The 13,429-nt window shown below is 34.5% G+C and carries 16 protein-coding genes, 4 tRNA genes, 1 riboswitch and 1 other annotated feature; of the genes, 16 read left to right on the forward strand and 4 right to left on the reverse strand.

Annotated elements, in window-relative coordinates:
* Nucleotides 1-4 precede the first annotated feature (4 nt).
* Entirely contained in the window at nt 5-211 is a 207-nt protein-coding gene (locus tag EDD63_RS05790; RefSeq protein WP_134169409.1) for a FeoB-associated Cys-rich membrane protein, read from the forward strand.
* Between the two features lie 46 nt (nt 212-257).
* Here EDD63_RS05790 and EDD63_RS05795 read toward each other — a convergent pair whose 3' ends face one another.
* Both EDD63_RS05795 and EDD63_RS05800 read right to left on the reverse strand, forming a co-directional pair.
* Nucleotides 258-632 (reverse strand): metal-dependent transcriptional regulator, encoded by a 375-nt coding sequence (locus tag EDD63_RS05795; protein WP_134169411.1) that lies wholly within the window; start codon nt 630-632, stop codon nt 258-260.
* Between the two features lie 52 nt (nt 633-684).
* The gene (locus EDD63_RS05800; RefSeq protein WP_134169413.1) at nt 685-1,044 is read right to left on the reverse strand and encodes a Spx/MgsR family RNA polymerase-binding regulatory protein; all 360 of its coding nucleotides are present in this window, start codon (nt 1,042-1,044) and stop codon (nt 685-687) included.
* 144 nt (nt 1,045-1,188) lie between these two features.
* Nucleotides 1,189-1,281: riboswitch (SAM riboswitch) on the forward strand.
* Nucleotides 1,282-1,347: 66 nt separating this feature from the next.
* Between EDD63_RS05800 and metK the strand changes: the two genes are divergently transcribed.
* The 7 genes from metK (at nt 1,348) to map (ending at nt 8,476) form a co-directional block, all read left to right on the forward strand.
* Nucleotides 1,348-2,448 (forward strand): methionine adenosyltransferase, encoded by a 1,101-nt coding sequence (gene metK, locus EDD63_RS05805; RefSeq protein WP_134169415.1) that lies wholly within the window; start codon nt 1,348-1,350, stop codon nt 2,446-2,448.
* Between the two features lie 103 nt (nt 2,449-2,551).
* Nucleotides 2,552-2,753 (forward strand) — a binding site (T-box leader).
* Nucleotides 2,754-2,783: 30 nt separating this feature from the next.
* Nucleotides 2,784-4,703, forward strand: coding sequence for a methionine--tRNA ligase (gene metG, locus EDD63_RS05810; RefSeq protein WP_134169417.1), 1,920 nt, complete (start codon nt 2,784-2,786; stop codon nt 4,701-4,703).
* On the forward strand, nt 4,703-5,623 hold the full coding sequence (locus EDD63_RS05815; protein WP_134169418.1) for a GNAT family N-acetyltransferase: 921 nt from the start codon (nt 4,703-4,705) through the stop codon (nt 5,621-5,623). The genes metG and EDD63_RS05815 overlap by 1 nt, the downstream gene beginning before the upstream one ends.
* The gene (locus EDD63_RS05820; RefSeq protein ID WP_134169420.1) at nt 5,616-6,131 is read left to right on the forward strand and encodes a nitroreductase family protein; all 516 of its coding nucleotides are present in this window, start codon (nt 5,616-5,618) and stop codon (nt 6,129-6,131) included. The genes EDD63_RS05815 and EDD63_RS05820 overlap by 8 nt, the downstream gene beginning before the upstream one ends.
* A gap of 122 nt (nt 6,132-6,253) precedes the next feature.
* A complete protein-coding gene (locus EDD63_RS05825) occupies nt 6,254-7,234 on the forward strand; it encodes a MerR family transcriptional regulator (protein ID WP_134169422.1) in 981 nt (326 codons plus the stop codon).
* An 86-nt stretch (nt 7,235-7,320) separates the two neighbouring features.
* Nucleotides 7,321-7,659, forward strand: a complete 339-nt coding sequence (locus EDD63_RS05830) for a helix-turn-helix domain-containing protein (RefSeq protein ID WP_134169424.1) — start codon at nt 7,321-7,323, stop codon at nt 7,657-7,659.
* 1 nt (nt 7,660) lies between these two features.
* Entirely contained in the window at nt 7,661-8,476 is an 816-nt protein-coding gene (map, locus tag EDD63_RS05835; RefSeq protein ID WP_134169426.1) for a type I methionyl aminopeptidase, read from the forward strand.
* Nucleotides 8,477-8,695: 219 nt separating this feature from the next.
* On the opposite strand, the gene EDD63_RS05845 is transcribed toward map, so the two are convergent.
* Together EDD63_RS05845 and EDD63_RS05850 are read right to left on the reverse strand one after the other, a co-directional pair.
* Nucleotides 8,696-8,771: transfer RNA gene (locus EDD63_RS05845), tRNA-Asn, on the reverse strand.
* A gap of 70 nt (nt 8,772-8,841) precedes the next feature.
* On the reverse strand, nt 8,842-9,612 hold the full coding sequence (locus tag EDD63_RS05850) for an inositol monophosphatase family protein (protein ID WP_166667561.1): 771 nt from the start codon (nt 9,610-9,612) through the stop codon (nt 8,842-8,844).
* A gap of 180 nt (nt 9,613-9,792) precedes the next feature.
* Between EDD63_RS05850 and EDD63_RS05855 the strand changes: the two genes are divergently transcribed.
* From EDD63_RS05855 to EDD63_RS05890, 8 genes are all read left to right on the forward strand, one after another.
* Nucleotides 9,793-9,875, forward strand: a tRNA-Leu gene (locus EDD63_RS05855).
* A gap of 11 nt (nt 9,876-9,886) precedes the next feature.
* Nucleotides 9,887-9,960 (forward strand) — tRNA-Cys (locus EDD63_RS05860).
* 34 nt (nt 9,961-9,994) lie between these two features.
* Nucleotides 9,995-10,081, forward strand: a tRNA-Leu gene (locus EDD63_RS05865).
* A 91-nt stretch (nt 10,082-10,172) separates the two neighbouring features.
* Nucleotides 10,173-10,418 carry a helix-turn-helix domain-containing protein gene (locus tag EDD63_RS05870; protein ID WP_134169430.1) on the forward strand — a complete coding sequence of 82 codons (246 nt, stop codon included), beginning with the start codon at nt 10,173-10,175 and terminating at the stop codon, nt 10,416-10,418.
* 791 nt (nt 10,419-11,209) lie between these two features.
* The gene (locus EDD63_RS05875) at nt 11,210-11,437 is read left to right on the forward strand and encodes a hypothetical protein (protein ID WP_134169432.1); all 228 of its coding nucleotides are present in this window, start codon (nt 11,210-11,212) and stop codon (nt 11,435-11,437) included.
* Complete coding sequence (locus EDD63_RS05880) at nt 11,434-12,426, forward strand: hypothetical protein (protein WP_134169434.1); 993 nt, start codon at nt 11,434-11,436, stop codon at nt 12,424-12,426. Before EDD63_RS05875 ends, EDD63_RS05880 begins: the two co-directional genes overlap by 4 nt.
* A 29-nt stretch (nt 12,427-12,455) precedes the next feature.
* On the forward strand, nt 12,456-12,689 hold the full coding sequence (locus tag EDD63_RS05885) for a hypothetical protein (RefSeq protein ID WP_134169436.1): 234 nt from the start codon (nt 12,456-12,458) through the stop codon (nt 12,687-12,689).
* Nucleotides 12,686-12,919: a hypothetical protein gene (locus tag EDD63_RS05890; RefSeq protein WP_134169438.1), complete on the forward strand. Its 234-nt coding sequence runs from the start codon at nt 12,686-12,688 to the stop codon at nt 12,917-12,919. The genes EDD63_RS05885 and EDD63_RS05890 overlap by 4 nt, the downstream gene beginning before the upstream one ends.
* The last annotated feature ends 510 nt before the right edge of the window (nt 12,920-13,429 follow it).

Raw genomic sequence — 13,429 nt, forward strand, 5'->3', positions numbered from 1 at the left:
AACTATGAAACCTGTAGACATTGTAGTCCTTGTACTAGCTATTGGCTTTGTGGGGTTCATCGTCTATACGCAATACAAAAAACACCAAGCAAGAAAAGCAAGTGGTATTATAGGGTGTGGAGGAAGTTGCACAGGCTGTTCAGATAAAGCAGCATGTGAAACCATCCGTAACATCAAAGAAATAATCAAAGAGGATGAAGCCAAGAAATAATGGCAACATCCTCTTTTTTGGTAAATAAAAAATAGCGTATGACTCGCTATTTCTTATACTCATTAATCATTCGTTCAATACTCTCGAATGTTTCGTTTGATATGATGTGTTCAATTCGACACGCATCTTTTTCTGCTATTTCTTCTGAAACTTTCAATACCTCAATCAAAAAGCTTCGGATGGTTGTGTGACGATGAAAAATCATCGCTCCCATTTCTTTTCCAGACTTTGTAAGTGTGATGCCACCGTAAACTTCTTGGGTGATGAGACCGCGATCCTTTAAGTTGTTAACAGCTTTATTTACACTTGGTTTAGAGACACCCATCATTTTTGCTACGTCAATCGAACGCACTTTATCGCTTTGTTCAGACAGAACCATGATGGTTTCTAGGTAGTCTTCTAATGATTCGCCTAAAAGCATATTATCACCTCGCTTATCGCTATTATATCATATGATGTCTAATTTTTTCACATTATGCCTGGCGAATCATATCTAGGTAGGTTGCTTCTTTGAAGCCAACAGTAACTTGATCGTTCACCATTAAGATTGGTCGTTTTACTAACATTCCATTGCTAGCTAATAATTTGATTTGTTCATCTTCACTCATAGAATGAATCGTATCTTTGATTCGCATTTGGCGATACACGCCTCCAGAGGTATTCCAGAAACTTTGAAGTGATACATTACTCATTTCATAAAGCTTTCTCAGTTCTTCTTCAGTCAGTTTCTCTGCTACGATATCTCTTGTTTTAAACTGCACATTATTCATTTCCAAAAAGCGTTTTGCTTTTTGACATGTGCTACATCTTTGGTAACCCATTAGTAGTATCATATATGTTCTCCTCGAGATTTACCTACATATTATAACGTGATAACGCTTTCTTTTCTACCCTTTTGTTAGTGATGTAAATCTGGTATAATTTCAAGGTGAAAATACTTGCTTTACTTGTACCTTTATGGTTAAATAACCATACATCAATTATCAAGAGATGGGGTAGAGAGTTAGCTCGTTAGATCCCACGCCAACCTCACTATATGTGAAAGGTGGTACTGCTAACAACGATAAGAGAAGAATACTTGAAAAAGCAATGCCTTCTCGTGAGGCATTTTTTAATTGCCAGAAAGGAATTTATTGATGAAAGATTACATTTTTACCAGTGAAAGTATCACTGAAGGGCACTCAGATAAAATCTGTGACCAAATTGCTGATGCGATTTTAGATGCTGCATTACGTGAAGATCCAAATAGTAAAATGGCGGTGGAAGCGACAATTAAAGATGATTTTGTGTTAATTTATGGAGAAGCAAACACGAAAGCAGTAATTGATTATCCAGCAATCGCGAAAGCAGTAATTAAGAAAATTGGCTATGAAGAAGACTATAATGTACTTGTGAAAGTAAACCGTCAAAGTGCAGAAATCTATGCTGCTGTAGAAGAAAATGATGGAGAAGTTGGTGCTGGTGACCAAGGGTTGATGTTTGGTTATGCATGTGATGAATCTGATGAATACATGCCTGCTCCAATTTATTATGCACACAAACTGGCACGTAAACTTACAGAAGTACGTCGTCAACATGCAGATATTTTAAAACCAGATGGAAAAACACAAGTATCTGTTGAATACAAAGATGATAAAGTAAGTCGTATTGATACAGTTGTTGTTTCTACACAACATGCTGAAGGTGTAAGCCAAGAAGAAATCAAAGAACTTATTATGAATGAAGTCGTACGTCCTTCATTAGAAGTAGAACTTGTTGATGAAAATACAAAATACATTATCAACCCAAGTGGAAGTTTCATTGTAGGTGGATCCTTTGGTGATTCAGGAACAACTGGACGTAAAATCGTCGTAGATACATACGGTGGAATGGGACGTATTGGAGGAGGATGTTTATCAAGTAAAGATCCAACTAAAGTGGACCGTTCTGCAGCATATTATGCACGTTATGTTGCCAAAAGTGTAGTAGCTAATAAACTTGCACGTCGTTGTGAAGTTCAAGTTGCTTATGCAATTGGTAAAGGAGAACCTGTATCGTTATTAGTAGATACATTTGGTACAGGAGTTACAAGTGATGAGCAACTACTTGAAATCATTAAAAAGAACTTTGATTTCTCAGTACGTAACATTCTTGAAGAACTTGATCTGAAAAAACCAGTATATGCAAAAACTGCATGTTATGGACATTTCGGAGATCCTCAATTCAGTTGGGAAAAAATTAAAAAAATCGAAAAATAGAGAATTTAAAGATAGTTTCACTTATGAGACTATCTTTTCTTTTCAAATACAGGTATTTGCATATTCTCTTTAATTATTGGACAAAGTATATTATAATAGGTTGGAATAAGCGATGAGAAAAAGAGTAAGTATGAAACGTTCTCTAGAGAGCAAATGGTTGGTGTAAATTTGCGAATGCGTCATAGTGAAGATGGTTTTTGAGCTTTCATATCGATATGTAGGTATGAACGTATGCGGCGTTAACGCACTTAAGGTATGTATAAGCATACAAAATAAGGTGGTAACACGGTAGTCTCGTCCTTTGGGTGGGATTTTTTATTTTATATGGAGGTAACATGGAAAAGAAAAAGTATTATCTAACAACCCCAATTTATTATCCAAGTGATAATTTTCATATTGGGCACTGTTATACAACAGTAATTGCAGATACATTAGCACGTTATAAACGTGCCAAAGGTTTTGATGTATTCTTTTTAACAGGTACAGATGAACATGGACAAAAAATTGAAGAACGTGCAAAACTTGCTGGAACAGATCCAAAGAGTTTCGTGGATAAAATTGTCGCTAATGCGCAAGACTTATGGTCATCATTAGGAATTACATACGATAAGTTTATTCGTACAACAGATGAATATCATGTCAAAGCTGTTCAAAAGATGTTCCGTGATTTATATGAAAAAGGGGATATCTATAAAGGTGAGTATGAAGGTTGGTACTGTACACCAGATGAGTCATTTTGGACAGATTCACAACTTGTCGATGGAAAATGTCCAGAGTGTGGACGTGAAGTAAAAAAAGTAAAAGAAGAATCGTATTTCTTACGCTTAAGTAATTATCAAAAACAATTAGAAGAATACTTGGAAAGTCATCCGGAATTGATGCAACCAGAATCTCGTTATAAAGAAATGTTAAATAACTTCTTAAAACCAGGTCTTCAAGATTTATCGGTTTCAAGAACAAGTTTCAAATGGGGAATTCCTGTTGATTTTGATCCAGACCATGTAATCTATGTATGGATGGATGCACTTTCAAACTATATTACAGCACTTGGATATAACAGTGATGATGATTCTTTGTTTCAAAAATACTGGCCAGCTGAACTGCACCTAGTTGGAAAAGAAATCTTTAGATTCCACACATTAATTTGGCCAATTATGTTGATGGCACTTGATTTGCCATTACCAAAACAAGTGTATGGACATGGATGGCTAGTTGTTGATGGAGGAAAAATTTCTAAATCATTAGGTAACTATAAAGATCCACGTGTATATATTAATGACTATGGCGTAGACGCTGTACGTTATTACTTGTTAAGTGAAGTACCATTTGGAAATGATGGAAACTTCTCAGAAAAACTACTCGTGGAAAGAAGTAATTCAGATTTAGCCAATGTATTAGGAAATTTAGTAAACCGTACAGTAAGTATGACAAACAAATACTTTGGTGGAACTGTAACAAATACGAAAGTACATGAAACCGTAGATGAAGATTTAATTCGTACAGTAAATGAATTAAATGCAAAAGTAGAAGCGAAAATGGATACATTACATGTGGATGCAGCGATTGCTGAAATCTTCAATGTATTAAAACGTACCAACCGTTATGTTGATGAAACAACACCTTGGGTGTTAGGAAAAGATGAAAGTAAACAAGATCGTCTACAAACTGTCTTATTTAACTTGCTTGAAGCAATACGTGTTTGTACAATCCAATTAGAAGCATTCATTCCAAAAAGTGCACAAGCGATTTTTGATCAACTACAAACAGATGCACGTACATTTGATACTGTTGCCTTTGGTAGTGTGGATAGCTACACGGTCGTAGAAAAACCTTCCATTCTATTTGCGCGTATTGATGAAAAAGAATTAGAAGAAAAATGGGCAAAAGAAGCTGCTGCAGTTGAAGAAACTACAGAAGAAGTACAAGAAACAAAACCAGAAATTACATTTGATGATTTCATGAAAACGGAAATGAAAGTTGGTTTAATCGAAGCGTGTGAAAAGCATCCAAAAGCAGATAAACTACTTGTTTCACAAATCAACATTGGAACGGAAACACGTCAAGTGGTGAGTGGAATTGCACCAGACTATACACCTGAAGATATGATTGGTAAAAAAGTTATCGTCGTGACAAACTTAAAACCAGCAAAAATTCGTGGTGTGGAAAGCCAAGGTATGATTCTTGTTGGTGAAGATGCAAATGGAATTGAGGTCGTAAATCTTAAGAGTATGGAACCAGGAGCAACTGTTCGCTAATGAAACAACATAAACGATATCAAACCAGTATAATTTTATTACTGGTTTGTTTCGCATTTATATACAAAGGAATTCGTGATGCGCAAACGCCAATGATTGTCATCGGTGTGTTTTTAGCAATATATGCGACGATACGAATCGTCTTATTACTCACCTTATCAAATGTAGCGCAACAAGAAATTGTGGAAGATAGTGATATGACAAGCGCTTACTTGCGTACAAATTATGAGCGTTACATCGAAATGTATATTCTTTATAAAAAAGGTGAATGCGAAGTTCTATATGAAGAAAATGATGGCTTGTTGCTGCTAAGTCATGCAGATGATATGTATTATGCAAGTGCTAAAAATAAACAAGCAGCGATGGATATTTTACAACTCATTCCACAGGATTATCATGGCTTGTGTGTTTGCGATGATATTTTTATAGAATGCATAGATTCGTATATTACGTATGGGACAAAGTTCAACTCATACAATTTGGTATATGAAAAACAAGAGAAAGCAGTGCTGACAAATACAACAATTCGTATTCAACCATTAACTGAAAAAGATATTGAGATTGTAAAGCAAACGTACAGTAATCCAATTTATGATCAGCCTGGGTATATTGCATCATGTATTAAAAATGGAATGCTTGGTGCATATGTGGATGATAAACTTGCTGGATATATAGGTTTACATAACAGTGGAGCAATTGGACTTTTAGAAGTGTTTGAAGACTATCGTCAACAAGGGATTGCCAAAACACTTGTAGCAAGTATGATTAATCACTGCCTTGAGACAAAACAAATTGCATATACGCAAGTTCAACAAAAAAATGAAACTTCATTGCAGTTACAAGAAAAGTTAGGATTTACAAAAGCAGATAAACCGTGTGTGTGGATATTTAAAAAAGAGATGGAGACATTACATGAATAAAGATGCATTAGACTTACTTTATAAACGACGAAGTATTCGTTCGTTTAAAGACACACAAATTCAAAAAGAAGAATTAGATGCAGTATTAAAAGCTGGTGTTCTTGCACCATGTGCAATGAATCGACAAACGACTTTGATGGTGGTCGTGCAAAGTCAAATTTATCGCGATGCATTAGTTGAATTAAAAAATGCTGGAACTGATAAAGATCCATTTTATGGAGCACCTACAATTATTGTGCTTTTTGCACCTGCAAATCACTATACAGCAATTGAAAATGCGTCGGCAGTACAAATGAATTTGATGCATGCAGCAAATGCGGTAGGACTGGCTTCATGTTGGGTACATATGCCAAAGGAAGTTTTCCAACAAGTAGAAGGAAAACAATTGATGTATGCATGGGGATTACCTGATGATGTGATTAGTATTGCAGCATTAGCTATAGGTTATCAAGATGGAGAAACACCTGAAGTCCCAGATAAAGAACAACATATTGTAATAAGTGTATAAACGTGGAGGAATCTGCGTTTTTATTTTGAAACGAAGAGAGAAAAACATGGATTACACTTTTTTTGAAAAATGCTTGCGTGTATAGTTGGTATATAGTGTACAAAAAAGGTAGGAGGTACATTATGAAAATAAGTGATGTTGAAAAGAAGGTCAAAGTAAGTAAACAAACGATTATATACTATGAAAAGGAAGGTTTACTTCAACCAAAACGAGATGAAAATGACTTTCGTATATTTGATGATGAAGACATACGCCAACTGGAAACAATCATTCAATTGCGAAGTTTTGATATTTCAATCGATGATATTCGTTTAATCTTACAAGGGAAAGTTTCGCTTCAAGAGATTCTAGATATTACATCTATCCAATTGGAAGAAGAAATGGAAATTATGAAAAGACGTGTAGACCTAATTCAAGTAATCAAAGAAAAAGAATTACCTGTACTTAAAAATTATAAGCATCTTTCAAAACAAACAGATGGTTTAAAACTTGGTTATTTCAAAACCAATAAAACACCATCACTAGGAAGAAGGATGACAAGAAAACTAGCGTGGCGACGTTTACTTAATGTGTTGCTTTTTTATCTCTTATTTGGTGTGTTTCTTAGTGCAATTGTAAGTATGATTGATGTTACACTTCCACCGATTGTGGGAATGTTGATAATTGGTGCACAAATACTTTGCAATATGATCTTAATTGGGTATACGAGATTTAGTAGTGATATTTATAATCGAAATAATTATATAGAGTTCTTAGAGGATGGTGTAAGGTATTATAAAAGCAATTCATTTTTTAAGGATGTACGATACTGGATATCTGCACTTTTTAAAACCAATGCATCACTACTAACATTTTGCGCGTATACAGATATACAAGAAGTAGAAATACAAATGCAACGAAAGATATTGTACTTTGGCTTTGGACCCGCCGGTTTTCCGTATGAGCAATATAACTTTACCTTTACATTAGCTGGAAATAAACTACAATTACGAAATCCATTTACTGCTGCAGATGATCGAATGCTTATTGCTAATATACTAAAACGATATGTATCAAATGTTACTGATGCAGGACAATTTATCGAGAAGTATACTACGTGCTAAAAATGTAGAATCGCAAGTCATATCAAGTAAAGCTTGTATAAACTTGGTATAATACATATATTGTAAGTTACAGAAAGGATATGCATATGCCAGTACAAGTAAAACAATTTATGGTAGATTGGGTGAAACAACATGTAGCATCAACACCAACCTTGGATGAGATGGCTCATGCAGTAGGGTACTCAACCTATTACTGTTCACGACACTTTAAAGAACTTACGGGTATGACATATAAAGTCTATGTATCGAAGTGTAAACTAGAAGCAATTGCAAGCGAACTTATTATGACAAATGAAACAATTACCGTGATTGCACAACGGTATGGGTATGCATCAAGTGATGTGCTAAGTCGTGCATTTTACAAGCAATACCAAAAATCACCAAGTGCGTATCGTAAGCAGTATATGGATATAAAAGGAGCGTAAAATGAATAGAGATGAAATACAAGCAAAAATTGAAGCTTATAAAAAACAAGGATGTAAAGTTCCAACCATGGATCTAATTAAAACGGAAGAACAAATTCAAGGAATTAAAAAAAGTAGTGAAATCAATATTGCACTACTAGATTATATTGGAGCTTTTATAAAGCCAGGTGTTTCTACTGCATATGTAGATGAATTGATTCACGAAAAGACATTATCTTATGGAGCAATTCCAGCACCATTAAATTATGAAGGGTTTCCAAAAAGTAGTTGTATTTCAATTGATGATCAAGTATGTCATGGAATTCCGTCCACAAAAGAAATATTGATGGAAGGCGATATTGTGAATATTGATGTCTCTACAATCTATGATGGATATTTTTCAGATTCATCAAGAATGTTTTGCGTTGGTAAAGTAAGTAAAGATAAACAGAAACTGGTTGATGTTGCTAGAAAATCAATGCTTGAAGGTATCAAACAAATCAAACCATGGGAACCACTGGGAAATGTTGGTGCTGCAGTAAATGCATATGCGAAAAAACACGGATATTCAGTTGTTCGTGAAATTGGTGGACATGGCGTTGGCTTGGAGTTTCATGAAGAGCCATGGGTTGGTTTTACAACGAAGAAAAACACGGGAATGCTAATGGTTCCAGGTATGGTATTTACTGTTGAACCGATGATTAATGAAGGAACTGCAGAGATCTTCCAAGATGCGGATAATGGATGGACAATTTATACAATGGACCAAAAACCATCCGCGCAATGGGAAAATACGATTCTTGTTACAGAAGACGGATATGAAATTATTACCTACTAGAAATAGTAGGTATTTTTTAGGTCAAATGATTTAAAAGTTTATTTGATAGGAAGGAAAGTGATTCAACAAATGTATCGATACTTATGCTAATGCTTGTACTTGGTATTGGTAGTTTAGGTATCTTATTGGCTAGAAGAAAAGTGAAATAAAGATAAGAGCGTAATACGCTTTTTAAACAAATAAAAAAGCACTGACATAATCAGTGCTTATCACGCTTCATGGCGCCTGAAACAGGACTTGAACCTGTGACCGTTCGGTTAACAGCCGAGTGCTCTACCAACTGAGCTATTCAGGCATTGCTTTGTTATTATAGCAAAGAAAAAGTACTCTGACAAGTACCTTTCTTTAAAAAATTATAAATTTTATTAACGTTTTGTTGCTTCCTTTAAGAAGGTGAAATTACTTGCATTACCGGCAATCATTCCAATTGGTTTTTCATAACTCCAAGTCTCCGGTGCAATTGGCTCAATTAGTCCGCCAGCTTCTTCGATAATGATTCGTCCAGCCGAGAAATCCCATGCGCTAAGTGAAGCTTCAAAGAAACCATCAAAGCGTCCACACGCAACATAACATAAGTCCAATACTGCACTACCACAACGTCGTATGTCACGACCAGTTAGCAATAACTTGCGAAATGTATCAAAAGTATAATCGATAAGTCGCTCTTTTGAATATGGGGCAGTCCCCACCGCAAATAAACTATGTGCTTCATCAGCAGTACTTACATGAATTGGTTCTCCATTTAGAAAACTACCCTCGCCTTCAGTTGCATAAAACAATTCATTAAGGTAAGGATTGTACACAACACCTAGAATGCTTTTTTGTTTGTAAAGTAAAGCAATAGACACACAACTCATTTTTATATCGTAGAAAAAGTTGGTTGTTCCATCGATGGGGTCAATTACCCAAACATATCCATCATCATAATCCTTAACATCATTTTCCTCAGCTATAATTTTCGCATCAGGCATAATCGCGCGTAAACGTTCAATTACAAATTCCTGTGTTTTTACATCGGTACTTGTAACAATATTGCTTGCACCATCTTTTTCATTTGTTTGAAAATCTCTATGTTCTTTAAAAAAACGACCTGCCTCCACTGCGATTGTTTTTACTTGATTCAATACTTCTAACATAACACCCTCCATGATTATCCTATCGTATCATAATTTGTGATAATAATCTTATTGAATCACAAATAATTCATGACAAAATGTGTCGAAAAAGATGCGAAAATACTAGCGTGAAATATTTTGATTTTTTTACATTTTTGATATTGCAATTTGTTTTGACTATGCTATAATATAAAAGCACTTGCGCGTGTGGCGAAATTGGCAGACGCACCAGACTTAGGATCTGGCGGGCAACCGTGGGGGTTCGAGTCCCTTCACGCGCACCATTTGTATTTGGGGTTCCTTAGCCAAGTGGTAAGGCAATAGACTGCAACTCTGTGATCACCAGTTCAAATCTGGTAGGAACCTCCATTTTTGAAAAGTGACGAAGTGTGCAAATAAATATCGGGCCGTGGCGGAATAGGCAGACGCAACGGACTTAAAATCCGTTGAGGGCAACCTCGTGGGGGTTCAAGTCCCCCCGGCCCGACCATTTTTAATGCTTCGGCATATAGGTTAATCTATTTATATTTATAGATTGACTTGTATGCCGTTTTTTTGTTTTACCAGGAAGGAGTGATTCGGTGGAGGATAGACAATGCTTAAAAGACTTACATGGAATTATTATTCACAACGTTCGTTCTGAGCTTGAAAAAAAAGAAATGTCTTTGTATAAGCTTGCAAAAGATGCGAATATTGGATACTCAATACTGTGGAAAATGTTAGATCCTAAAAAGGACGCTACCTTCTCAGTTAAAACTCTGCATAGGGTTGCAAGTACACTGGATATGACGGTAGCAGAAATTACAAAGCAAAAACAAAATCAGTAAGAGCAAAAAAAAACTAACTTCTATGTTTGGCGACGTTCAAGTTAGTTCAAGTATTTGCCTTCAAAAATTTTCTTCGCTATTTCCGGCACGTTTTTAGTGTACTCATAAAGCCACAAGGCCCCTGTACGTCTATAATATACCATTTTAGAAAATAATTCGCAAGACATAGAACAAGAAAAAAAGGCCTTATTTATAAAAATGAACATAAACAACATTTGGCATTGTTACTTTATCGAGAAAAATAACTGAAACATGTAAGTCCAATACATATAACGGTAGGATTTCCTAATATCCTTACAATTATTAGGCTCTCCGAAAAATACGACCAAAGGTCGTTTATATAAACAAAAGAAAGGAAATTAAAATGAACATATTAATTACGATCGTACTACTAAGTACATTAGCTGCAGCAAGCTACTCAATCTACAATTATATTCTTGTTCGATGCAAATTGAATAATAGACGTTCCTAAAAAAGACACGTCTTGAACTACAGAAATATTTGGGATTGCCTAATAACCCATTGCCCATTCTATCCTTGAAACACACACTACACACATAGATATGATTACTTCATACTAATTAAAGCAAAGGCGTAACAATTATTAGGCATTATTGTGAAATGCGACCATGGTCGTTTAAATAAACGAAAAAAGTAAGAATAATACATGGGATTGCCTAATAACCCAAAATTCTTCCACCTCACAAAAACATAGACATAAATAAGACAAACACAAAATATGAGGTACTAATTATTAGGTTCTGCTTTTGCAGAAGAAAGGAAATTATCTTATGAAAAAATTAATGGTAGGAATGGGAGAAGTAATGATGTTAGTACTAATGATCATTAATATGTCTTTAAATGAAGCATACCTTCCACTTGCTTATTTAGGTTCATTACTAGTTCCAGTAGCGTGTTTATTAGTAAACATTCTTCGCGAACTAAGAAATACAAATGAAAAGCTAGATGCAATTCATACTGAACAAATTACTGATAGAGTTTGCGGTGATAAAGAATGAATTTGAGTGAAGTTGGAAAGCTTGACGAAATAATAGTGACGCATTTTTTACTATTCATCGTTTTTCTTTATCTGTCGCTGGTGTATTACTTTGAGATGCACGAGAAAATTAAAAAAGACAAGAAAAGTAAAAAGTACTTACTTAGTAGTGGTTACTTTTTAGCATTACGTTTGTTCAGTGGTTTGAACTTGCTATTTGGAATAGTAGGAATATTTATATCACGATTGATTTTAGATGGTCGTTTGCGTGTGGAACCTATATATAGTTTCTTTACATTTGGAAGGAATGAAGAAATTCTATCCAATATATATATCATTCAGGCAATGTTTATGATAGTAACGCTTATTTATACTGAACATCCAAAATTGAGAAAAATGAGAACAGCAATTTTGATATTTATTATTGCCACGGTATGTACTGCAGGAGTGATATATGGGATGGAGCAAATTGTGAAAGAGAACACAGAAATAAAGTCAGCAAAAAGAACAGAAGTTCAGATAACAGTTCTTGATGAAAATGGAAACACTGACAAGGATTTGAAGGTAAATTGCTTGTTGTTATCTTGTGATGAAGTCGATGAAAAATACTTTGAAGAACTACACTTAACTTTTAATGAAGATGCAATGGAAATCGAACCCAATACAACTGGTTTCATATTTGAAAAAGTAAATTCGGACAAAGAATATTCCAATAATCTGTACTTGAACGAATCAGTAAAAAATAATGCATATAAAGTGATTCAATTATCTGCATATGCTGCATTGAATGGTGAAAAGTTCAACTACACTGTAAAGAGAACGTGTAAGGATCCAGTAAATAATAAATATATTACAAAAGGTGATACTGAATGGTTGTTGATCAAAAAGAATCTCTACGAACTTTCCCAAGCGGGGACTGTTTTTGAGATTAAACATAAAACATTGACTTTAGAAGTAATGCAGCTATATGAAAGTATCGAAAGTAACTTTGATAACTTAAAAGTAGAATAGAATATGGATTAACATGGAGGAACTAAAAGATGAATTTGAGTGAGTTTTTAGAGTTTATTAAAAATGAACAGCAAATAGAAGTTTGTTGGCTAAATGAAAAAGGTGGATACTCAGGAGATCAAATTATTGGCTTATGTAAAGAAGTTAGGACAAGAATACCTAATCATATTGCAGGAAAGAGAGTAGACGAATGTTTCCTGTTGCTTAAATGTGCATATGATGGTCACTTAATTATTGCAGAGAGAATGAGGTATAAGAAATGAATGAAAAACAAAAGCAAACGTTCGTTGATGGAGTTATTACTGCATGTGGGATTATAGCAAGAAGAAATTTGTATACATGTTCTTGTGATAGTGATATTAAAGAAATTTTGCAAGGTGCTGCATTTACTGGAGAACAGTGGAATTCATCAAATTGCAAACAGGAGAAGGAAGATATATTACTGGCAATGAATGAAGAAGAACTTAGCGAAGTGTTAAAAACATGGGATTGATAAATAAAAAAAACAAGGTGGTTACCTTGCTCAATTGTGTTTAATGGACTTAAGACGTTTGAAAAGGAGGTGTCAGTCATGTTTGAAGTAATTGCAATTATTATAATGCTTTTCATGACATTTGTGGCGCTATCACCAATATTGATATTGTTTGGAGTCTTATTTGAAAATATGTTTAGAGAACTTGACTCAATCGTATGCAAGACAATCTTAAGTGCTATTTTTATTCTCGTCATTATTATAGTTTGCTCATTACCTGTTATTTATTTTATGCAAAACAAGTAATGACGATTACTGCTTCTTAGTTTTGAAGCATCTATATTCACTCTCAATAAGTTTAGTAGATTTTATATATTTAGAAGGGAAAGATAACATTATGACTTTAATACAATTATTTAAACGTTTAAAGAAGGACCAGCAATCCGAGTCTCAAATTTTTGAATTAGAGAAGACAGTTACTTTTTTAGAACCAATAAACTATGAATTGTTTACTCAGAAAGACTTAAGATT

This window comes from Breznakia blatticola, assembly GCF_004365815.1.
Classification (GTDB): Bacteria; Bacillota_I; Bacilli_A; order Erysipelotrichales; family Erysipelotrichaceae; genus Breznakia; species Breznakia blatticola.